This is a genomic window from Streptomyces diastatochromogenes, from assembly GCF_002242805.1.
In the GTDB taxonomy this organism is placed as follows: Bacteria; Actinomycetota; Actinomycetes; order Streptomycetales; family Streptomycetaceae; genus Streptomyces; species Streptomyces diastatochromogenes.
Genome location: NZ_MCGQ01000038.1, coordinates 86,928 through 113,706 on the forward strand (window position 1 = coordinate 86,928; position 26,779 = coordinate 113,706).

Genomic DNA, 26,779 nt, shown 5'->3' on the forward strand with positions numbered 1-26,779 from the left:
TCGACGGATCCGGTTGAGGAAAAGTCAAGCGCCGCGTATGGGCATTCAAGCCACTTGGCGCTACCTTCCTTCGCACCAGTGGGAGCGATTCCGTTCAGTCGACGCGTCCGTCACGACGCGCCAAGCTGCAAGGAGTCGCTCATGCGACACCCCCCGCGTTCAGTACTTTTAGCCGTCGCCGGTGCGGTCGCGCTCCTCGGGAGCGTGGTCGTCCCGGTGGTCACGGCCCAGGGAGCCACGCCCGCCTGCACGGTGGAGTACGCCGTCACCAGCCAGTGGGACACCGGCTTCCAGGGATCCGTGAAGATCACCAACAACCGGTCCGCGCTGAGCAGTTGGCAGCTCACCTTCGACTTCGCGGGCGGCCAGAAGGTCACCCAGGGCTGGAACGCCAAGTGGTCCCAGTCCGGTACGACCGTGACGGCCGCCAACGAAAGCTGGAACGGCTCCCTCGGCTCCGGCGCGAGCGTCAGCGCCGGGTTCCTCGGCTCCTGGTCGGGGAGCAACGCCGTACCGACGACGTTCAAGCTCAACGGCACCACGTGCAACGTGGATTCCGACCCGACGACACCCCCGCCGACCGATCCGCCCCCGTCCACCGGCACCGCGCCCGCCCTGCACGTCTCGGGCACCAAGCTCGTGGACGCGGCCGGCAAGACCCACCGCCTGCTCGGCGTGAACCGCTCCGGCGGCGAGTTCATGTGCGTGCAGGGTTACGGCATCTGGGACGGCCCGGTGGACGACGCGGCGATCAAGGCGATCGCCGACTGGAAGGCCAACGCCGTCCGCATCCCGCTCAACGAGGAGTGCTGGCTGGGCCTTTCCAACATCAAGCCCGAGTACGGCGGCACGAACTACATCAACGCCGTGAAGGAGCTGGTGGCCCGCGTCGAGGCGCACGGCATGACGCCGATCCTCGAAATGCACTGGTCCTACGGCCAGTACACCGGCAACTCGGCCGGCTGCTCCGACGTACACGCCACCTGCCAGAAGCCGATGCCCGACCTGCAGTACGCACCGTCCTTCTGGGCGTCGGTGGCCGGCACCTTCAAGGACGACCCGGCGGCCGTGTTCGACCTGTTCAACGAGCCCTATCCGGACCGGGCGACCTCCAGCACGACGGACGCCTGGAAGTGCTGGCGGGACGGCGGCACCTGCCCCGGGATCTCGTACGAGGTCGCCGGTGTGCAGGATCTTGTCGACAGTATCCGCGGCGCCGGGGCGAAGAACGTCATCATGGCCGGCGGGCTCGCGTACTCGAACGACCTGAGCCAGTGGCTGACGTACAAGCCCACCGACCCGACGGGCAATCTCGCCGCCGCCTACCACGTCTACAACTTCAACACCTGCGCGAGCGAGAGCTGCTGGAACTCCACGCTCGCCCCCGTCGCGGCCCAAGTACCGCTGGTCGCCGGGGAGATCGGCGAGAACACCTGCTCGCACGGGTTCGTCGACCAGGTCATGAAGTGGTTCGACGACCGGGGCCTGTCCTACCTCGGCTGGACCTGGAACACCTGGGACTGCTCCTCCGGCCCGTCCCTGATCTCCGCCTACGACGGGACACCCACCGCGTACGGCATCGGGCTGCGTGACCATCTGCGCGCCCTCAACCCGTAAGCCCCGCACAGGACTCTCGGAAGCCTCACGGAAGCCTCACGGAAGAAGGAAACCCGCACTCATGAGTCGTACCAGAACCTCACTGCTCGCCGCCCTGGTGCTGGTCGCCGGGGCCTCCGGTGCGGCGCTCACCGCCGCACCGGCCGGCGCCGCCACCTCCATCCCCTGCACCGTCGACTACAAGGTGCAGAACCAGTGGGACACCGGCTTCACCGCCGCCGTGACCATCACCAACAACGCGGCCGCCAAGTCGAGTTGGTCGCTGAAGTGGTCGTACGCCGGGAACCAGAAGGTCACCAGCTACTGGAACACGAAGCTCACCCAGAGCGGCACCGCCGTCACCGCCGGCAACGAGACCTACAACGGCACGCTGGCGACCGGCGGTTCGGTCAGCTTCGGCTTCAACGGCTCCTACAGCGGCACCAACGCCGTACCCACCACGTTCACCCTCGACGGCGTCACCTGCAACGTCGACGACGGCGGCAGCGGCGGCGGGGGCGGAGGAGGCGGCGGGGGCGGCACCGGCACCCGCGTCGACAACCCCTACACGGGCGCCAAGGTGTACGTGAACCCGGAGTGGTCGGCGAAGGCCGCCGCCGAACCGGGCGGCAGCCGCGTCTCCAACCAGCCCACCGGCGTCTGGCTGGACCGCATCGCCGCGATCAACGGTGCGGGCGGAGGCATGGGGCTGCGCGCCCACCTGGACGCTGCCCTCGCCCAGAAGGGCAGCGGCGAAGAAGTCGTTCAGCTGGTCGTCTACGACCTGCCGGGCCGGGACTGCGCGGCACTGGCCTCCAACGGTGAACTCGGCCCCACCGAGATCGACAAGTACAAGACGCAGTTCATCGACCCGATCGCGACGATCCTGTCCGACCCGAAGTACGCCTCCCTCAGGATCGTCACCACCATCGAGATCGACTCGCTGCCCAACCTCGTCACCAACACCGGCAGCCGCGCCACCGCCACCGCCAACTGCGACACCATGCTCGCCAACGGCAACTACGTGAAGGGCGTCGGCTACGCCCTCGCCAAGCTCGGCGCCATCCCCAACGTCTACAACTACCTCGACGCCGGCCACCACGGCTGGCTCGGCTGGGACGACAACTTCGGCGCGGCCGCCAACGTGTTCAAGCAGGCCGCCACCAGCGAGGGTGCGACCGTGGACGACGTCCAGGGCTTCATCACCAACACGGCCAACTACAGCGCCCTGAAGGAGGACAACTTCACCATCAACGACAGCGTCAACGGCACCTCGGTACGCCAGTCCAAGTGGGTCGACTGGAACCGGTACGCCGACGAGCTGTCCTTCGCCCAGGCCTTCCGCAACCAGCTGGTCTCGGTCGGCTTCAACTCGAACATCGGCATGCTGATCGACACCTCCCGCAACGGCTGGGGCGGCACCGCCCGCCCGACCGGACCCGGCCCGAAGACCAGCGTGGACACCTACGTCGACGGCGGCCGCTACGACCGCCGCATCCACGTCGGCAACTGGTGCAACCAGTCCGGCGCCGGCCTCGGCGAACGCCCCCAGGCCAGCCCGGCCGCCGGGATCGACGCCTACGTCTGGATGAAGCCCCCGGGCGAGTCCGACGGCTCCAGCAGCGCCATCGCGAACGACGAGGGCAAGGGCTTCGACCGCATGTGCGACCCGACGTACACGGGCAACGCGCGCAACAACAACAACATGTCCGGCGCCCTGCCGAACGCCCCGCTGTCCGGACACTGGTTCTCCGCCCAGTTCCAGCAGCTGATGCAGAACGCGTACCCGCCGCTGCCCTGACGACACGGTGACACCCCGCCGGGGCCGGTCCTCCAGGGACGGGCCCCGGCGGATCGCGAACTCCAGCGCACGCTCTCTGGTCCGCAGGTCGGTGTGCACCCGGTTTTTTGCCGTCCCGGCAACAGGACTGGCCCGCGCGCGGTGCGTCGGCGCACGCTGACCGCACCAGGACGAGAGGCTGACCACCATGGCGCACCACCACCACGAGCACGGACCCACCGACGTCGACTGGGCCGAGATGGGCCCGCACCTCGAGGCCCAGGCGGAGCTGTTCACCCCCGTCTACGAGCGTGTGATGGCCTGGCTCGGGAAGGAGGTGACCGAGCCGGGGCTGATCGTCGACGCGGGCAGCGGCCCCGGGGTCGTCGCCTGCCTGTTCGCCGAGACCTTCCCCGGGGCGCGGGTCGTGGCCGTCGACAGCACCGAGCCGCTGCTGGAGCGCGCCCGCGACCGCGCCGTACGGCAGGGCGTGGCGGACCGCTTCGACATCCTCGCGGGTGAACTTCCAGGCGTGCTGGGCGAGTTGGACTACCCGGCCGACCTGCTGTGGGCCAGCCGCAGCCTGCACCACCTCGGCGACCAGCGGGCCGCGCTCACCGCGTTCGCCGCCCGGCTCGCCCCCGGCGGCACCCTGGCCCTGCTCGAAGGCGGCCTCCCCTCCCGCTTCCTGCCCCGGGACATCGGCATCGGACGCCCCGGACTGCAGGAGCGGCTGGACGTGGTGCAGGCGGAGTGGTTCGCGCGGATGCGCGCCGACCTGCCCGGCTCGGTCGCGGTGACCGAGGACTGGCCGGCCCTGCTGACCTCCGTCGGCCTGAAGCACACCCGCACCCGCAGCTTCCTGCTCGACCTGCCCGCCCCGGCGACCGACCGGGCCCGCACCTATGTCGCCGCCATCCTGTCCCGGTTCCGCCAAGAGATCGGCGAGAGCCTGGACGCCGAGGACCTGGCCACCCTGGACCGCCTGCTCGACCCGGCCGACCCGGCGAGCGTGCACCGCAGGCCGGACGTGTTCGTCCTGGGCGCGTACACGGTCCACACGGCGGTACGCCCCGTCTAGCCGGCGCCGCGCTCAGCACCGCCCCGGCCGGGCGTACACGCTCACCCGGGCCCCGCGGACCGTCCGGGTCCCGCACTCCTTGAAGGCCGCGGAGAGCACCCGCCGCTTCACCGCCTCCCGCGGGTCCGGGCCCAGCGGCTGTCCGGCCGGATCGCGCAGGACGACGATCCGCCGGGCGGCGAGCAGCCGGGGGCGGATGACGGACGGCCCGGCCTCCGTGCCGTACAACGTGCCGGAGTCCCGCGGGGCTCGCTCCAGGGCGAGGTCGCGCAGACCGTGTACCGCCTGCGGGTCGACCAGCGACCACACCCGGCGCCGGCCGGGCAGGTACAGCACCCCGTCGGCCCCCTCGCCCGCCGAGCGGACGGCGGTGGCGACGGCGGTGACGTTGTCGAGGCGACTGTCCGGGGTGCGCAAGTACAGGGTGACGGGCAGCAGCGCGGCCACCGCGGCCAAGGCGGCCAGCACCGCTCCGGCCCGGAGTCTGCCGCCGGCCCGCAGCAGCCGGTCCAGGGCCGCGCCGACCAGCAGCGCGGTTCCCGCCTGGCCGTACAGCACGTACCGGTCCACGTACAGCGGCTTGACCAGGGACACCAGCATCAGCAGCGGCCCGGGCAGCGCGCACAGCGGCAGGGCGAGGGCGACCGGGCCCACCGTCCGGCCGGGCGTGCGCTGCCCCGGCAGCAGCGCGGCGCAGCCCGCACCGAGCAGGGTGACCCCGGTGAGGCCCAGCAGCGCCCCGCTCCCCGGGCCGCCGATCCAGGCGACCTGCTCGGTTTGGCGCATACTGCATACAGTCAACGGCGTGATGCCGACGATCACCGCGCCCGCGGCGAGTGCCCACTCGCGCCGGACCGCACGGGGGACGGCCACGGCGTGTGCGAGCAGGGCCAGTACGGCGAACTCGTGCAGCAGACAGGCGCCCAGCAGGACGCCGGCGTAGCCGGCCCAGGCCCGGCCGGTCCCCAGCCGCACCGCGCGGACCAACAGGCAGGACGCCCAGACCACCAGCATGCAGACGACCGCATACGATCTGCCTTCCTGCGCATACCGCTGCACCGGCGGCAGCATCCCGAACACCACCCCGGCGAGCAATCCCGCCCCCGGTCCCGCAAGCCGCAGCCCGAGCAGGGCGAGCAGCCCGGCCGCCACCGCGGTCGCCAGCACCGACGGCAGCCGCAGCACCAGCAGCGGATCGGCTGCCCCGAACGCGCGGAACAGGCCGTGCATCAGCAGGTAGTACAGGCCGTGCACCGCGTCGGCGTGCTCCAGGGCCCGGCCCAGGTCCGGCAGCGGGCGCCGCGCCATGTCGTACGTCACCACCTCGTCCCGCCACAGGCTTCCGCCCCGCCGGACACCCCACAGACCGAGGGCGAGCGACAGCAGGACGGGGACGAGTACGACGAGTACGGGGACCGGACCGGTCGGGCGCGGGACGGCCGGCGGAGCGGGCGGGCGCGCGGTCCTGGGGCTCTGGACGGTGGCGATGACGGACTCCGGTGCGTGTCGGGGAGGCGCGGCCCCGCGAGGGGGTTCCGCGCCGACGTGCACCGACGAGTTCAGGCGCCGGACGATTGATGGGCAGCCCCCGTCCGGCTCACCAATCAATCGCCGTACGGGCGTTGTTAACGTGGAGGACGGTCACGGTCGACGGGGGAGGCGTTGCATGGGGCGCCGGGAGAAAGCGCTGGATCCGGCGGCGGGGGTGGCGCAGCGGCTCGCGTACGAGCTGCGCAAGCTGCGCGACGAGGCGGGCACCCCGACCTACCGCGCCATGGCGGCGCGGGCCGGCTACTCCGGTCCCACCCTGTCCGCCGCGGCCGCCGGGGAACGGCTGCCCACCCTGCCTGTCCTGCGCGCCTTCGTCACCGCGTGCGGCGGCGACCCCGAGGAGTGGGAGCGCCGCTGGCACACGGCGGTCGCCGAGGCCGCCGCCACTCCGGCCCCCGACGAGGAGGCCGACAGCCCCTATCCGGGGCTCGCCCGGTTCGACACCGCGGACCGGGACCACTTTCACGGCCGCGACGACCTGATCGCCGAACTCGCCGCCCACACCCGCCGCACCCGCGTCTGCGCGGTCGTCGGAGCCTCCGGCAGCGGCAAGTCGTCCCTGCTCCGGGCCGGACTCATCCCTGAACTGAGCGAACGAACCGACCCCGTGGAGCGGCCGGCCGCCATCCGTGTCCTCACCCCGGGCTCCCACCCGGCCCGCACTCACGAGGCCCTGTTCACCCCGCACGACGGACCCGGCGACACCGTCCTCGTCGTCGACCAGTTCGAGGAGGTCTTCGCCCTCTGCCCGGACCCGGCCGAACGCGAGCTGTTCCTCGGCCGGCTGCTCACCGCGCTCGACCCCGCCTCCCGGCTCCGCGTCGTCCTGGCCGTGCGCGCCGACTTCTACGGCCGCTGCGCCGACCACGCCGAACTGGCCCACGGGCTGCGCGACTCCACGCTCTTACTCGGCCCGATGACCGGCCGGCAGCTGCGCGAGGCGGTCGTACGGCCCGCCGCCGCGCACCGGCTCGTCGTCGAACGCGCCCTGAGCGCACGGATCGTGGCGGACGTCGCCGGCGAGCCGGGCGGACTCCCGCTGATGGCCCACGCCCTGCGCGAGGTCTGGCGCCGCCGTACCGCCAAGACCCTCACCCTCGCCGCGTACGAGGCCGTCGGCGGGGTCCGCGGCGCGGTCGCCCACACCGCCGAGGACGTCCACGCCCACTGCACCGCGGCCGAAGCCACCGCCCTCCGCGCCCTGCTGCTGCGCCTGGTCACCCCCGGCGACGGCACCGAGGACACCCGCCGCCCGGCCGACCGCACCGAACTCGGCACGGACGACACCACCGCCCGCGTCCTCGAACGCCTGGTCCGGGCCCGTCTGCTGACCGTCGACGGCAGCACGGTCGACCTCGCCCACGAGGCCCTGCTGCAGGCCTGGCCCCGGCTGCGCGGCTGGATCGACGCCGATCGCGAACGCCTGCGGGCGCACCGCCGCCTCACCGAAGCAGCGCTCGTCTGGGCGGAGTTGGACCGGGACGCAGGGGCGCTGTACCGCGGGGTGCGGCTCACCGAGGCCCGCGAGATGTTCCAGGAGAGCGAGCGGGAAGCGGAGTTGAACCGGCTCGAACGCGACTTCCTCACGGCGAGCGTCGAGTCGTACGAACGCGGTCGGCGCAGTGCCGTCCGGGCCGCGCGCCGACTGCGCCGGCTCATCGTCGCGCTCGCGGTGCTGCTCTGCGCCGCCCTGGTCACCGGCGCGGTCGCCTGGCGGCAGAGCGGGGTCAGCGCCCGGCAGCGCGACGAGGCCGAAGCCCGCCGGGTCGCCGCCCTCGCCGGCACCCTGCGCGCAACCGACCCCCGCACCGCCATGCGCCTCGCCCTCGCCGCCTGGCACACCGCCGACCTGCCCGAGACCCGGCAGGCCCTGCGCGGCGCCGCCGCACAGAGCGAACAGGACGTCTTCACCGCGCCCGAAGAGGGCGGCCGCTCGCTCAACGCGCCCTACTGGCTCAGTGCCGACGGCCGGATCCTGACGACGGTCGCGCACGACCGAGCGACTCAGTGGGACGTGCGCACCCACCGACGCATCCGTGCCGTACGACGCGACGGGCTCTCCGCGGGTGTGAGCGGTGTCAGCGGGGACGGCCGGCTGATCGCCTACCGCGGCCCGCACCACCAGGACCTGGTGATCGCCGACCTGAGGAACGGCAGCACCCACCGCCTCGCCACCGGCTCCTGGACCGACACCGACGGCGCGTTCGGGCCGAGCGGCCGCACCTACCTGCAACGGGGACAGCCGACCGGCGAGCGCGCGACGCTGACACTGTGGGACGTCCGCACACAACGCGTTCTGCTCCGCTACGACCGGGCCGACCGCGACGGCCCGCTGCCGGTGCTCAGCCCCGACGAGCGCCACATCGCCTGGTGCACCGGCTACGGCGAGCGGCTGCGCGTCCTCGACGTCGCCGAGCGGCGCCTGGTGACCGTCCCGGTGCCCGCGGCGACCGAGCACCTGCTGTGCCGGGGCGACGAGCTGACCTTCACCTCCGACGGCCGGGCCGTGGCGACCGTGGTCTCCGACGCGGTCGTGAGCTGGGACTTCCACACCGGTCGGGAACGCCCCCGGCTGCCCCTGCCGGGCGGCACCGCCGTGGAGTTCGTCGGCGACTACGCGCTGACCTGGACGGCGTACTCCTCCCTCGCCCTGTGGCGCACGGACCTGCCGGCCCCCGTCGACGACGGCCCACGCGAACCGCTGCTGACCGTCCCCCTCGCCACACCGTCCCTCACGGGCCTGCGCCTGGACCTCGCCGACGGCGTGCTGCGCTACGCGGAGCAGACGCGTACCGCTGTCGTCGGCACCGTCGCGCTGCACGGGCTCGTGGGCGGTGCGTGGCGGCAGAAGGCGGTGACCCGGGCCGCGTTCGACCGGGAGGGCCGGCCCGTGCGGCCCGGACCCGCGCCGACGGAGGACAGCATGGCCCTCGACCCGTCCGGCCGTTACGCCCTGACCACCGACGGCACGCTTGTCGACGCCTCAACGGGCAAACAGCGAAAGGGAGTCGGCGGAGTGAGAGGGGAGGACCTGCTGGTGGCGGGAGCCTTCAGCCCCGACGGGAGGTATGCCGTGGTCGCCGACTTCCGGGGCCGGGTCACGCTGTGGGACGCGCGCACCTGGCGCCGGACCGCTGTGCTGCGGACGGTCGGCTCCACGACGCAGCGGACGGCGCTGGCGTTCTCCGCCGACGGCTCGCTGGTCACGGCAGGGGCGCCCGACGGGTCCGTCGAGGTGTGGGAGACGGCCTCTCCCCGCCTGCCGGCGGCCAGGCTGCCGGTCGGTGACGGGCCCGTACTGGCGGTCGGATTTCCGCAACACGGGGAGGAGTTGCACGTCGCGACCGCTCATCTGGCCGACCGTACGGCCTCGTTGGAGCCGCGCCGGGCCGCGGCCACGGTGTGTGCGCGGACCGGAAGGGGGCTGGCCCAGGCGGAATGGCACCGCTACCTCCCCGCGGTGTCGTACAGCCCCACCTGCGACCGCACTTGACTTGGAGAACGCTCGAAGTGATGGACTGCGGGCGTTCACCGACACACAGGGGGAAACCATGAACGACGCTCCGGTCGCGCTCATCACCGGCGGCGGCAGCGGTATCGGCGCCGCCGTCGCCCGGCAGCTGCTGGACGCCGGATACAGGGTCACGGTCACCGGGCGCGGCGAGCAGCGGCTGCGGGAGTTCGCCGACAGTCTGGGAAATCCCGACGAACTGCTGACGGTCGCCGGCAGCGCGTCGACCTTCGACGACATACAGGATGCGGTCGACCGTACGCTCAAGGCATACGGTCGACTGGATACCGTCGTCGCCAACGCCGGCTCCGCCACCCACGACTCCGTCGCCGACGGCGACCCGTCCGGCTGGACCGAGATGGTCCTCACCAACGTCCTCGGCCCCGCCCTGCTCATCCGTGCCTCCGTCGACGCGCTGAAGGAGACCGGCGGCCGGATCGTCCTCATCGGCAGTGTCGCCGGGTTCGTGAACACGCCGGGCAACCTCTACGGCGCCACCAAGTGGGCGGTCACCGGACTCGCCGAGAACACCCGGCGCCAGGTCACGGAGTTCGGCGTCGGTGTCACGCTGGTCGCCCCCGGCCGGGTGGAGACCCCGTTCTGGGACAGCTACGGCAGCCTGCCCCCGGGGCACCTCCTGACCGCGGACCAGATCGCCGACTCGGTGGTCTGGGCGATCCGGCAGCCGGCCGGGGTCGACGTCAACACCGTGGTCATACGTCCGCTGGGTCAGCCCAACTGACGTACGTGCGGCCTCAGTTGTTGGCGAGGAACTGCTTGGCCAACTGGTCCCCGAGGGAGACGGCCGCGCTGTGGCTCTCGATGGGGGAGACCTTGGAGTTCTTGAACAGGATGTAGGTCACGCCGGAGTCGACCCCGCCGGTGGCCGGGTCGGGGTCGATGCCGAGCGCCTTGGCGGTGGCGTACGAGGCCTCACCGATGATCTTCGTGGGGCCGGTGTCGCCGACAACGGCGTACTCGACCTTGTTGTTGTAGATGACGGCGACGACACCGCCGCCCTTGATGCCGGCACCGGAGTAGTTCCAGATGCTGCTGGAGCTGGGCACCACGACGTACGGCAGCGACTCGGCCTTCAGGGGCTTGCCGTCGGACTGGTGGAAGGCGGTGTCGTCCTGGTACCAGGGGTCGCGGTTCTCGTTGCAGTTGGTGGTGCGCTGGCCGTCGCAGTCGATGTCCATGTCGGCCTTCCAGAACACCGCACCGTTCTTGCCGCACACGGGGATCGTGGCCGAGGTCTCGTCGTCGGTCTTGTACTTGCCGTTCGATATCTGCGAACAGGACGTCACCTTGGAGAGCAGGTCGGACGCGCTGACCGAGCCCTCCTGGGCGGAGGTGGGTGCGCGGTTGCCGGAGGCGTTGGCGGGCAGCACTCCGGCGGCGAGGAGGGCGGCTCCGGAGGCTGCGGCGAGGGTCAGTGTTCGAAGGCGCACTGTGGGGGACCCTTCTGTTAGGAAAGTTTCCTTACCGGGTGCCGTACAAGGTGGCCCCTCCGGCATGTCCCCGTCAAGTCCTGGCACCGGATGCAGTGCATTGCCCCCCGGGGAACACTGGTCATGTCGAACTGGGAGGCGATCGTCATGTTCGTACGCACCGTCTATGTGACCGGCGACCCCACGAAGATCGACACGGCCATCAGAGCGCTGAACACCGAAGGGCGGGAACTGCTCGAGGAACGGCCGGGCTACCGCGGAGCCGGGGTCTTCGTGGACCGGGATCTCGGCAAGCTGCTGGGCGTGAGCTGGTGGGAAACGGCCGAGGCGCGGCAGAACAGCGACGAGGTCATGCGCGGCCGCAGGGACGCGCTGCTGGGGCCGTTCGCCGGCACGCTGACGGTGGAGAACTTCGAGGCGGTGGTGTACCAGCCGCTCCAGCCGCCGCGCATGGGCGGCGGACTGCGTGTCACGCGGGTGGAGTTCGACCCCGCGGACGCCGATCTGGTCGCCGAGACCTTCCGGTCGACCGTCCTCCCGCGTCTTGAGACCCTGCCCGGCCTGGCCACGACGGGCCTGCTCATCGACCGCGAACGCGGCACGGGCCAGGTCGGCACCCTCTTCGTCGACCGCGACTCGATGGTGGTGTCGCGGGCCGGCCAGGCGGCGGCTCGGCACGAGGGCGTGGCCAAAGCGCATGTGAGCGTCGTCGGCCTGGAGGAGTTCGAGGTCGTGCACACGGACGTGCACGTCGGCTGACCCGCTCCGACCCGTTCCGCACCAGCGTTCGAACGCGCCCCCCAGGACGGGAAACGGCCGTCGGCCCCACCGCTCGGGTGGGGCCGACGGCCGTGCGCCGGGCGGCTGTTCAGCCCATGTCGAAGGTGGCCGGGTCCGGGCCGATACGGCGGTCCTCGTTCAGGGCGCTGATCGCCGCGAGGTCCTCGTCGTCCAGGCTGAAGTCGAACACCTCGATGTTCTCCTTGATCCGGGACGGCGTCACGGACTTCGGGATCACGATGTTGCCGCGCTGGATGTGCCAGCGCAGCACGACCTGGGCCGGAGTGCGGTTGTGCTTCTGTCCGATGGCGACGATGGCCGGCACCTCCAGCAGGCCCTTGCCCTGGCCGAGCGGCGACCAGGCCTCGGTCCTGATGCCCTGCTCCGCGTGGAACTCGCGCGCCGCGCGCTGCTGCAGGTGCGGGTGCAGCTCGATCTGGTTGACCGCCGGGATGACCGAGGTCTCCTCGATCAGCCGCCGCAGGTGCTCGGGCAGGAAGTTGGACACGCCGATCGCCTTGACGCGGCCTTCGGCGTACAGCTTCTCGAACGCCTTGTAGGTGTCGAGGTACTTGTCCCGGGTCGGCAGCGGCCAGTGGATCAGGTACAGGTCCAGATAGTCGAGACCCAGCTTCTCCAGCGACACGTCGAAAGCGCGCAGCGTGGAGTCGTACCCCTGGTCGCTGTTCCAGAGCTTGGTGGTGACGAAGATGTCCTCACGGGGCAGGCCGGAGGCGGCGATGGCCTTGCCGGTGCCCGCTTCGTTGCCGTAGATCGCCGCTGTGTCGATGCTGCGGTACCCGGCCTCGAGCGCCGTGCCGACGGCCTGCTCGGCCTCGTCGTCCGGCACCTGCCAGACGCCGAAACCCAGCTGGGGCATCTCGACGCCGTTGTTGAGGATGATCGGGGGGACCTTGCTGCTCACGAGCTTCTTGATCCTTCGGTTGTCGACAGGTGGTACTCCCATCGTCAACGATCACGCGCCACCTTGCATTCCTGACCGCGGAATCCGCATCAACTGACCGGTGAGTCAGTCTCCGGAGTCGCAGATTGGCCGGAAACGCATCCGACGTTATCGGTCCGGACCATTGACCGCGGCCCTTCGTCCCGGGACTCTGTATCGCGCCACCGGACGTGTCGCTGAACCCGGTGCACACATGTGAACGGCCTCTGACCATGGCCTCCGTCTGCCTCCGTCTGCCCTCTGAGAACCCCCACCCTCAGGAAAGCGGGTACGCGCACATGAACAAAACCCTGCCCCCGACCCCTCGTACGACCCTCCCGGACCCGAAGACATCGGATGAAAAGGTCTGGGAAAGCCCCGGCTACCAGGTCGTGGAGACCGCCCTCGAAGTGACCGCCTACGCGCTCACCGACCGCCGCGCACCCGAGCCGCCCCGGGCCTCATGAGTACGACGGTCCCGAGTACGGCCGTCCCGCGCATCGCGGACGCCTCGACCGTCCCTCGCCCTGACGCCGCCGTGGCCGCCTGGTCGCCCGCCGAGTTCACCGACCGGCTGCGCGCCGTCACCGCGGCCCGCTACCACGACCGGCACCCCTTCAACCTGCGGATGCACCGCGGCGAGCTGACCCCCGCCGAGCTGCGCCGCTGGATCGCCGCACGCTTCCACTACCAGCGGCACATCCCCGTCAAGGACGCCCTGATCCTCGCGGGGCTCGACCGGCCCGAGCAGCGCCGCCTCTGGCTGCGGCGGATCCGCGACCACGACGGCACGGGGGACGGCGGCCCCGGGAGCGAGGGCGGGATCGAGCGCTGGCTGCGGCTCGGCGAGGCGGCCGGGCTCAGCCGCGAGGAGCTGTGGGACACCTCCCGGGTGCCGCCCGGGGTGCGGTTCGCGGTCGAGGGGTACGTCACCTTCTGCCGGCTGCGCCCCACGCTGGACGCGGTCGCCGCCTCCCTGACCGAGCTGTCCGCCCCGGACCTGATGCGCACCCGCATCGCCGCCTTCGAACGCCACTACCCGTGGATCGACCCGGCCGGTCTCGCCTACTTCCGCACCCGTGTCACCCAGGGCGCCCGCGACGGCGAGGAGGCCCTCGCCCTGGTCCTCGCCTCCGCCCGCACCCGTGAGCAGCAGGAACGGGCGGTGGCCGCGCTCACCTTCAAGTGCGAGGTGCTGTGGGCGCTGCTGGACGCGGTGGGCGGGGGCACTTCGTGACCTCCTTACGTCCCGCAGCCCGCCAGAACGCGGCCGGCTGGGCTCCCGCCCTCGTCCCGAACGTGACCGCCTGGCGTCCCGCCCTCGCCCGGGGCGTGCTGCCGCGGCACGACCCGGTGCGGGACGCGGATCTGTTGCTGCTGCCGGAGCGTGTGGTCGTCCTGCACGGCCGCGCGGGCGCCGTCCTCGCGCGGTGCGACGGCAGCCGGACCGTGGCCGGCATCGTCGCCGAGCTGTCCGCCGAGTATCCCGGCGCACCCGTCGCCGCCGAAGTCCCGGACTTCCTGGCCGGGTTGCGGAAGGAGGGCTGGCTGACATGACGACCGTCGCTCCACCGTGGGCCCTGCTCGCCGAACTCACCCACGCCTGCCCGCTGCGCTGCGGATACTGCTCCAACCCTGTCGAACTGGTCGGTCGGTCAGCGGAGTTGACCACGGAACAGTGGGCCGGGGTGTTCGCACAGGCGGGCGCCCTCGGGGTCGTCCACACCCATCTGTCCGGCGGTGAACCGCTGCTGCGCCGCGACCTGCCCGACCTGGTGGCCGCCGCCGACGCGGCCGGCCTGTACACCCAGCTCGTCACCAGCGGGGTGGGCCTGGGCGAGCGGCGGCTGGCCGGGCTGGTCGAGTCCGGTCTTCGCAGCGTCCAGCTGTCCGTGCAGCACGCGGACCCCGCCGTCGCCGAACGCATCGCGGGCGCACGGTCGTTCGCGGCGAAGGAGCGTGCGGCCCGGCTGATCCGCGAGGCGGGACTGCCGCTCGGGCTCAACGCCGTCCTGCACCGCGGCAACCTCGACGCCCTGGACGAGCTGATCCGGCTCGCCGTGGCCTGGGGCGCTGACCGGCTCGAACTGGCCCACACCCAGTACCACGGCTGGGCGCTGCGCAACCGTGCCGCCCTGCTGCCCACACCCGGCCAGGTCGAACGGGCCCGCTCGACGATCGCCCGCTGGCGTGAACGACTGGGCGATTACCTGGAGTTGGTGTGGGTGGCCCCCGATCTGCTGGACGCCACCGCGAAGCCGTGCATGGGCGGCTGGGGCCGCATCTCGCTCACCGTCGCTCCCGACGGCACGGTCCTGCCCTGTCCGGCCGCGGGCAGTCTGCCGGGCCTGGACCCGCCGAACGTCCGAGAGCATCAACTGGGTGTGATCTGGCGGGAGTCGAAGGCCTTCAACGCCTTCCGGGGCGAGTCCTGGATGCCCGATCCCTGCCGTGGCTGCGCCCTGCGCGCCACCGACCACGGCGGCTGCCGCTGCCAGGCCTACGCCCTCACCGGCGACCCCGCCCGCACCGACCCCGCCTGCCGGCACGCCCCTGACCACCACGTCGTACGCGACCTCGTGCATGACCTCGTGGGCGGGCCCAGGCGGCTCGCGTACGCCTACCGAGAAGCCCCGCGAGAAGCCCCGCAAGCCCAGCGAGAAGTCCCGCGAGACCTCCGGCGAGGCATCCGAGACCTCCAGCGAGAGGAAGGACCATGAGACGCCGACCCCTGTGCGCGGCCCTGACGGCACTCGCGCTCACCACCGCCGGCCTGGCCGCACTCCCCGCGGCCGTACCCCCGGCGGCCGCCGCCCCCGCCCTGCCCCGGCCGGCCGCCGCCCCCGACTGGTCCACGGCCGTGGTCGACTCCACCATGGCCCGCTACACGCCGGCCGGCATCGGCGGCTGGTCGTACCCGGTCGGGCTCTACCTCTACGGCCAGTACCTCACCTACCGCCGCACCCACGACCCGCGCTACCTCACCTACATCAAGACCTACGTCGACCGCTTCGTGAAGAGCGACGGCTCCATCGACCAGTCCTTCAACAGCCTGGACAGCATGCAGGCCGGCCGCCTCCTGGTGATCCTGCACCACGAGACCGGTCAGGACCGCTACCGCAGGGCGGCGAAGAAGATCCGCGACCGCCTCACCACCTACCCGCGCACGAGCGACGGCGGATTCTGGCACGCGGACAACAGCAGCCGCGCCCACCAACTCTGGGCGGACGGCGTCTACATGGTGAACCCGTTCCTCGTCGAGTACGGCAGGGAGTTCGGCGACAGCGCGTACACGAACGACGAGGCGGCCAGGCAGCTCGCCGTCTACGGCAGCCATCTCCAAGTCGGCAACGGCCTGTTGAGGCACGCCTACGACGAGTCGAGAACCGCGAGCTGGGCCGACCCGCAGACCGGGCTCGCCCCCGAGCACTGGTGCCGCGCGGTCGGCTGGTACGCGATGGCGATCGTGAACGTCCTCGACGCGATCCCGGAGAACCAGCCGCGACGGCCCCAACTCCTCGGCATCTTCCGGAACTTGGCGGCAGGTCTGGAGCGGTACCAGGACCCGGCCGGCGGCCGCTGGTTCCAGGTCATGGACAAGGGGGCGAGGAACGACGACTGGACCGAGACGTCCTGCTCCAGCATGTTCACCTACGCCCTCTCGCGCGGTGTGCAGCAGGGCTATCTCGATCCGCACTACGCGGCCGTCGCCCGGCGCGGCTACGAAGGCGTGCTGGCGAAGATCTCGGTCGGCGCCGACGGCCGCACGAACCTCGCCGACATCTCCGTCGGCACGAACGTCGGCGACTACGCGTACTACGCCGCCCGCACCCGGGCCGTCAACGACTTCCACGGCCTGGGCGCCTTCCTGATCATGAACGAGCAACTGCGAGGTGAATAGTGTCATGAGCACGTCCAGAAGAGGGGTGCTCGGCGCCACGCCTTCGAGACACCCGAAGTGTTCGAGAACCCCCCACGGAAGAGGTGCGGCGGCGATCGTCCTGTGCGTCCTCGCCGTCGTCCTCGGCCTCACCCACCCCGCCGCCCTCGCGGCCCCCCAGCCGTCGCCCCACGCCGCCGTCTTCGACGTACGCGACTACGGCGCCAAGGGTGACGGCTCCAGCAACGACACCCCGGCCGTCAACAAGGCCATCACCGCGGCCAGTTCGGCCGGCGGAGGCACCGTCCGCTTCCCGTCCGGCACCTACAAGTCCAAGAACACCATCCACATGAAGAGCAACGTGACGCTCCAGGTCGACACGGGTGCCACGATCCAGGGCTCGTCCGCGGACACCTATGACCCGCCCGAGTCCAACGCCTACGACAAGTACCAGGACTACGGGCACAGCCACTTCCACAACGCGATGATCTACGGCGACCGGCTCACGAACATCGGCTTCGTCGGCGGCGGGGTCATCGACGGCGCCGGCAACCTGATCACCGGCAACCCGAAGCCGGGCGAGGCCGACAAGATCCTCTCGCTGACCCGCTGCGACGGCCTGCGCGTCGGCGACGGCCTCACCCTCCGACGCGGCGGCCACTTCGCGGCCCTCGTCAACGGCTGCAAGAACGTGACGTCGGACCACCTGACCATCGACACCGCGAGCGACCGCGACGGCTGGAACATCATCTCCACCACCAACGTCACGGTGACCCACGCGCGCATCAAGGCGAACGACGACGCACTCGTCTTCAAGAGCGACTACGCCCTCGGCGCCGAGCTCCCCAACGGCCATGTCCGGGTGAGCGATGCGTACCTCTCGGCGAGGTGCTGCAATGCCCTGATGTTCGGCTCCGAGACCTGCGGCGACTTCTCGGACTACCAGTTCGAGAAGATCCGCATCGAGGGCGCCGACAAGTCCGGGCTCGGCATGGTCTCCATGGACGGCGCGAAGATCTCCGACGTCCACTACCGCGACATCACCATGACCGACGTCCACTCGCCGATCATGCAGAAGATCGGCACGCGCAAGCGCTGCGGCAACAGCCCGGGCGTCGGCTCGATCAGCGACGTGACGTACGACGACATCACCGCCACCGGCACCAGCCCGTCCTTCAGCCCGACCCTGTGGGGCGAGACCGGCCACCGGATCAGCGGCGTCACCTTCGACCACGTCGACATCACCGTGCCCGGCGGCAACGGCACCCTGTCCACCGCGGTGCCGAGCAACGACCCGAACGACTACAACCCGAAGAGCATCGGCACCCGGCCGGCCTACGGCTGGTACCTGCACAACGCCGACAGCGTGCGGTTCACCGACAGCTCGGTGAGGTTCGCCGCGGACGACGGCCGTCCCGCGGTCATCGCCGACGCGGCGAGCGACATCCGCTTCACCCGCTTCACCGCACAGCGCGGCGGCGACTCCCCGCATGACGCCGGCTTCCAGAACGTCACCGGCTACTGTCTGACGGACAGCCACACCACCTCCGGCGGCGCCCTGCGGATCTCGTCCACCGGATCCACCGAGAACTGCGGTACGGCGGCCAGGCCCCTGGATCTGGAGAACCCCCGCCAGGACTTCCTCCGGGGCTCGGTCGGCGGCCTCTTCCTGCACTGGGGCCTGCGCACCGCCCCCGCCCACACCAGCTGCGGCGCGTGGGAGAACGACGTCACCGGCGGCGGCTGGACACCGGACTACTGGGTGAACGAAGCCCGCAAACTGCATACGCAATACCTTGTACTGGCTACCTTCCACAGTCGACTGGGCTACGCCCGCCCCTGGCCCTCGAAGATCCCCGGCTCCTGCTCCACCCAGCGGGACTTCCTCGGCGAGCTGATCGCCGCCGCCAAGGCCAAGGGCATGAAGGTCATCCTCTACATGACCGACGACCCCCAGTGGCACGCCGAGGGCGGCCACGAGTGGCTCGACTCGGCCGCCTACTCCGCCTACAAGGGCAAGAACGTCGACCTGACCACCCGCGACGGCTTCGGGCAGTTCAGCTACGACAACTTCTTCGAGGTGATGGACCGCTACCCCGACCTCGGCGGCTTCTGGATCGACAACGACAACGCGTACTGGGAGAGCCACGACCTCTACGCGCAGATCTATGCCAAGCGCCCCCACTACACGCTCAGCAACAACAACGAAGACACGCCGATCATGGACATGATCAGCAACGAGCAGAAGACCGGCATGACGCCCGCATACGACTATCCGCAGGCTGTCTACACCGCCCAGCCCCGCCTGACCGAGGCCGACTTCAAACTCCCCTCGACCGGCGCCTGGTGGTACGACGGCTCCGACCCGTCCGTCGACCGTAAGCTCACGCTCGGCCGCCTCGTCACCGACGCCGGCTCCTCGGTCAAGTCGCTGATGGCCGAAACCGCCCAGGTCAACGGCAAGTTCCCGGCCAACCAGGCCGCCTTCAACAACTTCGCCGACACCTACCTCGACACCGTCTGGGAGTCCCTGCACGGAACCGAGGGCGGCGGCTACATGTACGGCGGCCTCAAGCCCGGCTTCTGGAACGACGGCGCCCACGGCGTGACGACGATCAGCAGGGCGGACCCGAACCGCCAGTACATCCACGTCCTGACCCCGCCCAGCACCGGCACCCTGCGCATCCGCGACAACGGCTACAGGATCGCGTCCGTCTCCAACCTCCGTACGGGCGCGGCGGTTTCGTGGTCGCAGGCCGGTGGCGTGCTGACGCTGACCGGTCTCGGCTCCTGGGACCCGTACGACACCGTCTTCAAGGTCACGACCGTCGGCCGCCAGGGAATCGCCACCGGCGTCGAGGTCACCGCGAGCGCCTCCGCGAGCGGCCACGCGGGCCAGGCCGCCGGAGACGGCGACCACCTCACCTACTGGGACAACAACAAGACCCTGCCCGTCAACCTCACCTTCGACCTCGGTGCGCCGAAGAAGGTGCAGTACATCGGCCTCAACCAGCGCGAGGACTCCGTCGCCTACGCCCGCTCCGCCACCGAGCAGTCCGCCCGCATCAAGGACTACAAGGTGTTCCTGAGCGATGACGGCACCACCTGGGGCAGCCCCGTGAAGACCGGGCAGCTCCCCAGCCGGCGGGGCATGCAGGGCATCGACCTCACCTCCGCGCACGCCCGCTACGTACGCCTGGAGGTCGACACCACCTGGGCCGCGTCGACCGACACCACCCGCTACCGGCGGCTGCGGATCGACGAGGCGTGGATCGGCACCGCGTACGCGACGCCGGCGCCTGTCACCGTCGAGTCGGACAACGGCCAGTCCCTGCGCCCCGCCATGGGCTGGAGCAGCTGGAGCTTCGTGCGCCGCCGGCCGACCGAGGCCAAGATCAAGGCGCAGGCGGACGCACTGGTGGCGAGCGGTCTCAAGGACCACGGGTTCGTGTACGTCAACCTCGACGACTTCTGGCAGAAGTGCGACTCCAACGGCTTCGTCGTCGACTCCTACGGCCGCTGGGCCGTGGACACCGCCAAGTTCCCGTCCGGGATCAGGGCGCTCGCGGACTACATCCACTCCAAGGGGCTGAAGTTCGGCTTCTACGTCACCCCGGGCATCGCCAAGAACGCGGTCACCGCGAATACGCCGATCGAAGGGACTCCGTACCACGCGAAGGACATTGCGGACACCTCGAAGACGGAGAAGAACTACAACTGCAAGAACATGTACTACATCGACTACTCCAAGCCGGGCGCGCAGGAGTTCGTGAACTCGTGGGCGAAGCAGTTCGCGTCCTGGGGAGTCGACTACCTGAAGATCGACGGCGTGGGCAGCCAGGACATCCCCGACGTCCAGGCCTGGGACAAGGCCCTGCGCGCCACCGGGCGGCCCCTCACCTTCGCCCTCTCCAACAACCTGCCGATCGCGAACGCCGCCACCTGGCGGCAGCTGGCCAACAGCTGGCGCACCCAGGGCGATGTGGAGTGCTACTGCGGGTCGGGCGCGAACGGCAGCGGCTACCCGCTCACGGACTGGTCCCACGTCTCCGCCCGCTTCACCTCGGCCGCCAACTGGCAGCCGTATGCCGGCCCCGGCGGCTGGAACGACCTCGACTCGCTGGAGATCGGCAACGGTGACCAGGTGGGCCTGACCGCCGACCAGCGGCGCTCGCACTTCACCCTGTGGGCGATGGCAGGCGCACCCCTGCTGCTCGGCACCGACCTCACCCACCTCGACCCCGTCGACAAGGCGATGCTCACCAACGACCGGCTGACCGGGGTCGACCAGGACGGGGTCGCGGCGAAACGGGTTGTGAACAGTGGGGTCAAGCAGGTCTGGAGCAAACAGGAGAACAGCGGCGACTACGTGGTCGCGCTGTTCAACACCGGTACGTCCGACAACGCCACGGTCACCGTGAACTGGTCGCAGGTGGGTTTCACCGGCTCCGGTGACGTCACGGACCTCTGGTCCGGCTCTCACAAGGGTGTGATCACGGACTCGTACAGCGCAACGCTGCGGCCGGGCGAAACACGGCTGATCCGTGTGAACCCAGTCAACAGCGCGCTGAGGGGAGAATCATGAAACGCGACAGAGTTCTCGTCTGGGGCCTCTCCCTGGCCCTGGCCGCACCACTGACCGGCCTGACCGGCGGCGTCGCCCGCGCGGCCACCGACTACCAGGCCGAGGACGCCCATATCTCCCAGGGCACCGTGGCCACCAACCACACCGGCTACACGGGCACCGGCTTCGTCGACTACACCAACATCAAGGGCTCGTACGTGGAGTTCACGGTGAACGCGGCCTCCGCGGGCACCGCAGCGGTCACCCTCCGCTACGCCAACGGCACCTCCACCGACCGGCCCATGGACATCTCCGTGGGCGGCACGGTCGTCGCGCCCGCCGTCTCCTTCCCGGCCACCGCCGACTGGAACACCTGGGCCACCAGGACCCTCACCGTGCCGCTCACCGCCGGATCCGACAAGATCCGCGCGACCGCCACCACGGCCGACGGCGGACCCAACCTGGACCGCATCAGCGTCGACGCCGCCACCGACACCCAGGCCCCCACCCGCCCCGGCCGGCCCGGCTGCTCCGACATCGGCGAGAACGGCCTCACCCTCGGCTGGGGCGCGTCCACCGACAATGTGGGCGTGACGGCGTACGACATCTACGAGCACGGCAACAAGATCGGTGAGGCGCCCGGGAGTTCGACCAGCAAGACACTGACCGGGCTCACCCCGAACACCACCTACAACCTCACCGTCATCGCCCGGGACGCGGCCGGCAACACCTCGCAGGCCAGCCCCGTCGTCGACTGCACGACCAAGCCCAGCTCCGACACCACACCGCCGACCGCCCCCGGCATACTGTCCACAGCCGACATCACATCGAATACAGTCGACCTCGGCTGGGGCGCGTCGACGGACGACCGCGCGGTCGTCGGCTACGACATCCGCAGCGACACCACCGTCTACAAGACCGTCACCAGCGGTACGTCGACCACCCTCACCGGTCTCGCCTGCAACAGCCCGTACACGCTGAACGTCGTCGCCCGCGACGCCGCCGGGAACGTCTCGCAGCCGAGCAACACCGTCACCTTCACCACCAAGGCCTGCGCCACCGACGGCGGTGTCCCGTCCTCGATCGCCACGCTCTCCAGCGGCTGGACGATCCCCTGGGGCACCTACTGGCTGCCCGACGGCCAGTCCGCGCTGGTCACCGAGCGGGACGACTTCCGGGTCTGGAAACTGACCAAGAGCGGCACTCGGACCCAGGTGGGCACGGTCCCCAACGCCGTGACCACCAACGGCGAGGGCGGTCTGCTCGGAGTCGCCGTCGACCCCAAGTGGGACACCAACCACTACGTCTACTTCATGCACACCGCGTCCGAAGGCAACCGGGTCGTCCGCATGACGTACGACGGCACCCAGCTCACCGACTACAAGATCCTGCTCCAGGGCATCAAGAAGAACCGCTACCACAACGGCGGACGCCTCGCCTTCGGCCCCGACGGCTATCTGTACGTCTCCACCGGCGAGGCCCAGACGCCCGACCTCGCGCAGGACAAGAACTCCCTCAACGGCAAGATCCTGCGCATGACGACCGACGGAAAGCCGGCCCCCGGCAACCCCTTCGGCACCTACGTCTACTCCCTGGGCCACCGCAACCCGCAGGGCCTCGCCTTCGACCGGAACGGGCGCCTGTGGGAAGCCGAGTTCGGCAACAGCTCCAAGGACGAGCTGAACCTCATCAAGCCCGGCGCCAACTACGGCTGGCCGACCTGCGAAGGCAGCTGCTCCGTCGCCGGGATGACCAACCCCAAGGCCACCTGGAACGTCTCCGAGGCCTCGCCCAGCGGCATCGCCGTCGTCCGCAACGTGATCTACATGGCCTCCCTGCGCGGCGAGCGCCTGTGGCGCATCCCGATCAACGGCGACAACGAGAGCGTCGGCACGCCGACCGCGTACTACGTCGGTACCTACGGTCGACTGCGTACCGTCACCAAGGTGCCGGGCGCCGACCAGTTGTGGCTGTCCACCACCAACTGCGACAACAACGGAGGAGCGGCGGACGGATCCGACAAGATCTTCAAGGTGACGATCAGCTGACGGTCGTCAGGCTCGGTAGAGGGCCTCGACCTCGTTCTCGTACGCCTTCTCGATCGCCTTCCGCTTCAGCTTCAACGACGGTGTCAGCAGGCCGTGTTCCTCGGTGAACGGCTGCGCCAGGATGCGGAAAGTGCGGATGGACTCGGCCTGGGAGACGAGGGTGTTGGCGGCGACCACCGCCCGCCGCACCTCCGTCTCCAGGTCCGGGTCCCGGACCAGCTGAGCGGCCGTCAGATGCGGTTTGCCGCGCATCTGCAGCCAGTGCTCCACCGCCTCCTGGTCGAGGGTGACCAGGGCGGCGATGTAGGGGCGGTCGTTGCCGACGACGATGCACTGGTTGACCAGCGGATGGTCGCGGACCCGCTCCTCCAGGACACCGGGGGAGACGCTCTTGCCGCCGGAGGTCACCAGGATCTCCTTCTTGCGGCCGGTGATGGTCAGATAGCCGTCCTCGTCGAGGGAGCCGAGGTCGCCGGTGGCGAGCCAGCCGTCGTGCAGGGTCGCGTCGGTGGCCTTCTGGTTGTTGAGGTAGCCCTGGAAGACGTTGCCGCCGTGCAGCCAGATCTCCCCGTCGTCCGCGATGTGCACGGTGACACCCGGGATGGTCTGGCCGACGGTGCCGTAGCGGGTGCGGTCGGGCGGGTTCGCGGTCGCCGCCGCCGTCGACTCGGTCAGGCCGTAGCCCTCGTAGATCTGCACGCCCGCGCCCGCGAAGAACAGGCCGAGGCGGCGGTCCATCGCCGATCCACCGGACATCGCGTTCCGGATCCGCCCGCCCATCGCCGCGCGGACCTTCGCGTACACGAGCTTGTCGAACAACTGGTGCTGCATCCTGAGGGCCGCCGACGGTCCCGGTCCGATGCCCCAGGCCTTGGCCTCGACGGCGTCGGCGTACTTCACGGCGACCTCGACCGCCTTCTCGAACGGCCCCGCCTTGCCGTCCTTCTCCGCCTTGCGCCGGGCCGCGTTGAACACCTTCTCGAAGATGTACGGCACCGCGAGGATGAACGTCGGCCGGAACGCGGCCAGGTCCGGCAGCAGCGCGGCCGCGTGCAGCTGCGGCTGGTGCCCGAAACGGACCCGGCCACGGATCGCGGCGACCTCCACCATCCGCCCGAAGACGTGCGCGAGCGGCAGGAAGAGCAGGGTGGAGGCCTCGTCGCCCTTCTTGGAGTGGAACACCGGCTCCCACCGCTCGATGACGGTGTCCGCCTCGTACATGAAGTTCCCGTGCGAGAGCACACAGCCCTTGGGGCGGCCGGTCGTGCCCGAGGTGTAGATGATCGTGGCGACCGAGTCCGGGGTGACCGCCTGCCGGTGCCGGTGCACCACCTCGTCGTCCAGATGCGCGCCGGCGTCGTACAGCTCCTGCACGCAGCCCGAGTCCAGCTGCCACAGCTCCCGCAGCTGCGGGAGCCGGTCGATGACGGTGGCGATGGTCATCGCGTGGTCCTCGTGCTCCACGATCGCCGCCGACACCTCGGCGTCGTACAGCATCCAGAAGCACTGCTCGGCCGAGGAGGTCGGGTAGACGGGGATCACCTGGGCGCCGATCGTCCACAGCGCGAAGTCGAACAGGGTCCACTCGTAGCGGGTGCGGGACATGATCGCGACCCGGTCGCCGAACCGGATGCCCCGGGCGAGGAGCCCCTTGGCCAGGGCGAGGACCTCGTCGCGGAACTCGGCGGAGGTCACGTCCCGCCACTGTCCCGACTCGTCCTTGCGGCCCAGCGCGATGTGCAGCGGGTCCGTCCGGGCATGCTCGAAGACGACATCGGCCAGACCGCCCACCGGCGGCGCCGACGCCAACGGAGGGGTGGTGAACTCGCGCAATCCCTCGCTCCCCGTTCCTGTGACGCTCCGCAGCGCCGTGAAAGCTACCCCACGCACAGACGGGGCGGGAGGGGGTACGAAATCGCCCGATGCTCACCAACGGTCTGGCCGGTGCCCGGAAAATACGCTCACATGCGGAAGGGTCGGACAGAATACTTACGGTTCAGTAAGTTTCGGTGCCGTAATCTCCACCGAATCTGTACGACCCGATTACGGTCGGCATCCGCCTCCTGAGCGGGTCAGACGCGCGGCGCAGTCGTCTCTTTTGTCTGCGTCGCGGCAGCCGATTCCGTCACTCCGGTCCGCTGTGCGCGGGGCTCCCTGACCAGGGCCAGGACCAGCGCGCCCGCCACGATCCCGGCAAGCCCCGCGGTCACCAGCGCCGTGTCGAGGCCGGAGGCGAACGCGGCCCGCAGCGTGTGCTCGGGGATCGAGCCGCGCAGCGCGCCCGCGCCGCCGCCCGCCAGCGTGTGCGCCGCACCGTCCGGGAGCGAGTCCCGCATCCGGGACGTCAGCACGGTGCCGAACACCGCGACCCCCAGCGCGTACCCCAGCTGCCGTACGGTGTTGACCGCACCGCCCGCCATCCCGGCCCGCTCCGGCGGCACCGACGCCAGCGCTGCCCCGGCCACGGTCGGCGACACGAACCCGGTGCCGACGCCCACCAGCACGAACCCCGGCACCAGCGCCGACCAGCCGGAGCCCGCGTCCAGCACCGCCTGGCAGATGTTCCCGGAACCGATCAGCAGCAGCCCGCCGCCGATCGTCAGCCGGGCCGGCACCCCGTGCAGCAGCTTGCCCACCAGCACGGCGACGATCATCGCCGCGACCGTCAGCGGCAGCAGCGTCAGCCCGCCGCGCACCGGACTCATGCCCAGCAGCGTCTGCATCCAGATCGACACGTACGGCGTCACCCCGAACGCCACCCCGTTGAACGCGAACGCCCCCGCCATCACCCCCACGAACGCGGGCTTGCGCAGCAGCCCGAGGTCCAGCAGCGGATGCGCCGCCCGCCGCTCCACCAGCACGAAGACCAGCAGCGCCAGCGCCGCGCACCCGAACGCCGTGAGCGCCGCCGGCGCCGTCCAGCCGTCCTCCCCGGCCCGCACCACCGCGTACGTCAGCCCGCCCGCGAAGCCGGCGAAGGCCGCCGTGCCCGGCCAGTCGACGCGCATCCCGCGCGGACCCCGCGACTCCGGCACCACCCGCAGGGTCAGCCACACCTCGACCACGCTCACCGGCAGGTTCACGAAGAAGATCCACCGCCAGCCCGGCCCCTCGGTGAGCAGGCCGCCCACTATCGGGCCGACGGCCGCGGCCCCGCCGCTCACCGCGCCCCACACCCCGAGCGCCGCCGACCGCCGCTGCCCCTGGTAGACCGAGCCCAGCAACGGCAGCGTCGTCGCGAACATCGCCGCCGCACCCACACCCTGCACCGCGCGCGCGGCCACCAGCACACCCGGCCCGGACGCCAGCCCGCACAGCAGCGACGCCACCGCGAACAGCACCACACCCGCCACATGCACCCGGCGCCGCCCCAGCACGTCCGCGGCCGCTCCCACCCCGAGCAGCAGCGCCGCCAGCGCCAGCGCGTACCCGTCGACCACCCACTGCAGATCGCTCAGCGACGCATGCAGCGCACCGGCCATGTCCGGCAGCGCCACCACCACGATCGTCACGTCCAGCAGCAACATGAACGTGCCCAGGCACACGGCCGTGAGCGTCCCCCATCCACGCATGTCCTCAACTCCCTGTACGACG

At 70.7% G+C, this 26,779-nt stretch carries 18 protein-coding genes; 13 read left to right on the top strand and 5 right to left on the bottom strand.

Going from position 1 to position 26,779, the window contains the following annotated elements; genetic code table 11:
• The first annotated feature begins 141 nt into the window (after positions 1–141).
• From BEK98_RS35665 to BEK98_RS35675, 3 genes are all read left to right on the top strand, one after another.
• Positions 142–1,617 (top strand): cellulose binding domain-containing protein, encoded by a 1,476-nt coding sequence (locus tag BEK98_RS35665; RefSeq protein ID WP_094220885.1) that lies wholly within the window; start codon positions 142–144, stop codon positions 1,615–1,617.
• Between the two features lie 61 nt (positions 1,618–1,678).
• Complete coding sequence (locus BEK98_RS35670) at positions 1,679–3,397, top strand: glycoside hydrolase family 6 protein (protein WP_094220886.1); 1,719 nt, start codon at positions 1,679–1,681, stop codon at positions 3,395–3,397.
• Positions 3,398–3,584: 187 nt separating this feature from the next.
• Complete coding sequence (locus BEK98_RS35675) at positions 3,585–4,457, top strand: class I SAM-dependent methyltransferase (protein ID WP_094220887.1); 873 nt, start codon at positions 3,585–3,587, stop codon at positions 4,455–4,457.
• A 12-nt stretch (positions 4,458–4,469) separates the two neighbouring features.
• On the opposite strand, the gene BEK98_RS35680 is transcribed toward BEK98_RS35675, so the two are convergent.
• The gene (locus tag BEK98_RS35680; protein WP_244202114.1) at positions 4,470–6,008 is read right to left on the bottom strand and encodes a glycosyltransferase family 39 protein; all 1,539 of its coding nucleotides are present in this window, start codon (positions 6,006–6,008) and stop codon (positions 4,470–4,472) included.
• 115 nt (positions 6,009–6,123) lie between these two features.
• On the opposite strand from BEK98_RS35680, the gene BEK98_RS35685 reads away from it, so the two are divergent.
• The gene (locus BEK98_RS35685; protein ID WP_094220888.1) at positions 6,124–9,501 is read left to right on the top strand and encodes an nSTAND1 domain-containing NTPase; all 3,378 of its coding nucleotides are present in this window, start codon (positions 6,124–6,126) and stop codon (positions 9,499–9,501) included.
• Positions 9,502–9,559: 58 nt separating this feature from the next.
• Positions 9,560–10,261 carry an SDR family oxidoreductase gene (locus tag BEK98_RS35690; protein ID WP_094220889.1) on the top strand — a complete coding sequence of 234 codons (702 nt, stop codon included), beginning with the start codon at positions 9,560–9,562 and terminating at the stop codon, positions 10,259–10,261.
• A 13-nt stretch (positions 10,262–10,274) separates the two neighbouring features.
• Here BEK98_RS35690 and BEK98_RS35695 read toward each other — a convergent pair whose 3' ends face one another.
• Entirely contained in the window at positions 10,275–10,970 is a 696-nt protein-coding gene (locus BEK98_RS35695) for a glycoside hydrolase family 75 protein (RefSeq protein WP_094220890.1), read from the bottom strand.
• Positions 10,971–11,093: 123 nt separating this feature from the next.
• On the opposite strand from BEK98_RS35695, the gene BEK98_RS35700 reads away from it, so the two are divergent.
• Positions 11,094–11,729: a hypothetical protein gene (locus BEK98_RS35700; protein WP_244202115.1), complete on the top strand. Its 636-nt coding sequence runs from the start codon at positions 11,094–11,096 to the stop codon at positions 11,727–11,729.
• Between the two features lie 109 nt (positions 11,730–11,838).
• Here BEK98_RS35700 and BEK98_RS35705 read toward each other — a convergent pair whose 3' ends face one another.
• Positions 11,839–12,675 carry an aldo/keto reductase gene (locus BEK98_RS35705; protein ID WP_094221015.1) on the bottom strand — a complete coding sequence of 279 codons (837 nt, stop codon included), beginning with the start codon at positions 12,673–12,675 and terminating at the stop codon, positions 11,839–11,841.
• Positions 12,676–12,992: 317 nt separating this feature from the next.
• Here BEK98_RS35705 and pqqA point away from each other — a divergent pair, with 317 nt between their 5' ends.
• The 7 genes from pqqA to BEK98_RS35735 are packed head-to-tail and all read left to right on the top strand — an operon-like array spanning position 12,993 to position 23,185.
• Positions 12,993–13,160, top strand: a complete 168-nt coding sequence (gene pqqA / locus BEK98_RS48140) for a pyrroloquinoline quinone precursor peptide PqqA (protein WP_107428312.1) — start codon at positions 12,993–12,995, stop codon at positions 13,158–13,160.
• Positions 13,157–13,930: a pyrroloquinoline-quinone synthase PqqC gene (pqqC, locus tag BEK98_RS35710; protein ID WP_094220891.1), complete on the top strand. Its 774-nt coding sequence runs from the start codon at positions 13,157–13,159 to the stop codon at positions 13,928–13,930. The genes pqqA and pqqC overlap by 4 nt, the downstream gene beginning before the upstream one ends.
• On the top strand, positions 13,927–14,250 hold the full coding sequence (pqqD, locus tag BEK98_RS35715; protein WP_425276643.1) for a pyrroloquinoline quinone biosynthesis peptide chaperone PqqD: 324 nt from the start codon (positions 13,927–13,929) through the stop codon (positions 14,248–14,250). The genes pqqC and pqqD overlap by 4 nt, the downstream gene beginning before the upstream one ends.
• Complete coding sequence (gene pqqE / locus BEK98_RS35720; RefSeq protein WP_094220892.1) at positions 14,247–15,413, top strand: pyrroloquinoline quinone biosynthesis protein PqqE; 1,167 nt, start codon at positions 14,247–14,249, stop codon at positions 15,411–15,413. Before pqqD ends, pqqE begins: the two co-directional genes overlap by 4 nt.
• Positions 15,410–16,594 (top strand): glycoside hydrolase family 88/105 protein, encoded by a 1,185-nt coding sequence (locus BEK98_RS35725; protein WP_094220893.1) that lies wholly within the window; start codon positions 15,410–15,412, stop codon positions 16,592–16,594. Before pqqE ends, BEK98_RS35725 begins: the two co-directional genes overlap by 4 nt.
• Before the next feature lie 4 nt (positions 16,595–16,598).
• Positions 16,599–21,158: a glycosyl hydrolase family 28 protein gene (locus tag BEK98_RS35730; RefSeq protein WP_094220894.1), complete on the top strand. Its 4,560-nt coding sequence runs from the start codon at positions 16,599–16,601 to the stop codon at positions 21,156–21,158.
• Positions 21,155–23,185, top strand: a complete 2,031-nt coding sequence (locus tag BEK98_RS35735; protein WP_094220895.1) for a PQQ-dependent sugar dehydrogenase — start codon at positions 21,155–21,157, stop codon at positions 23,183–23,185. Before BEK98_RS35730 ends, BEK98_RS35735 begins: the two co-directional genes overlap by 4 nt.
• Positions 23,186–23,191: 6 nt before the next feature.
• Here BEK98_RS35735 and BEK98_RS35740 read toward each other — a convergent pair whose 3' ends face one another.
• Together BEK98_RS35740 and BEK98_RS35745 are read right to left on the bottom strand one after the other, a co-directional pair.
• On the bottom strand, positions 23,192–25,018 hold the full coding sequence (locus BEK98_RS35740; protein ID WP_094220896.1) for an AMP-dependent synthetase/ligase: 1,827 nt from the start codon (positions 25,016–25,018) through the stop codon (positions 23,192–23,194).
• A gap of 239 nt (positions 25,019–25,257) precedes the next feature.
• Positions 25,258–26,757 carry an MFS transporter gene (locus BEK98_RS35745; protein ID WP_094220897.1) on the bottom strand — a complete coding sequence of 500 codons (1,500 nt, stop codon included), beginning with the start codon at positions 26,755–26,757 and terminating at the stop codon, positions 25,258–25,260.
• Positions 26,758–26,779: the final 22 nt, after the last annotated feature.

Coding starts and splice junctions, on each gene's coding strand:
- BEK98_RS35675 (WP_094220887.1), top strand. CDS start 3,585: ATGGCGCACCACCACCACGAGCACGGACCCACCGACGTCGACTGGGCC.
- pqqC (WP_094220891.1), top strand. CDS start 13,157: ATGAGTACGACGGTCCCGAGTACGGCCGTCCCGCGCATCGCGGACGCC.
- BEK98_RS35735 (WP_094220895.1), top strand. CDS start 21,155: ATGAAACGCGACAGAGTTCTCGTCTGGGGCCTCTCCCTGGCCCTGGCC.
- BEK98_RS35665 (WP_094220885.1), top strand. CDS start 142: ATGCGACACCCCCCGCGTTCAGTACTTTTAGCCGTCGCCGGTGCGGTC.
- BEK98_RS35670 (WP_094220886.1), top strand. CDS start 1,679: ATGAGTCGTACCAGAACCTCACTGCTCGCCGCCCTGGTGCTGGTCGCC.
- BEK98_RS35725 (WP_094220893.1), top strand. CDS start 15,410: ATGAGACGCCGACCCCTGTGCGCGGCCCTGACGGCACTCGCGCTCACC.
- BEK98_RS35685 (WP_094220888.1), top strand. CDS start 6,124: ATGGGGCGCCGGGAGAAAGCGCTGGATCCGGCGGCGGGGGTGGCGCAG.
- pqqE (WP_094220892.1), top strand. CDS start 14,247: ATGACGACCGTCGCTCCACCGTGGGCCCTGCTCGCCGAACTCACCCAC.
- BEK98_RS35690 (WP_094220889.1), top strand. CDS start 9,560: ATGAACGACGCTCCGGTCGCGCTCATCACCGGCGGCGGCAGCGGTATC.
- BEK98_RS35745 (WP_094220897.1), bottom strand. CDS start 26,757: ATGCGTGGATGGGGGACGCTCACGGCCGTGTGCCTGGGCACGTTCATG.
- BEK98_RS35700 (WP_244202115.1), top strand. CDS start 11,094: ATGTCGAACTGGGAGGCGATCGTCATGTTCGTACGCACCGTCTATGTG.
- pqqA (WP_107428312.1), top strand. CDS start 12,993: ATGAACAAAACCCTGCCCCCGACCCCTCGTACGACCCTCCCGGACCCG.
- BEK98_RS35730 (WP_094220894.1), top strand. CDS start 16,599: ATGAGCACGTCCAGAAGAGGGGTGCTCGGCGCCACGCCTTCGAGACAC.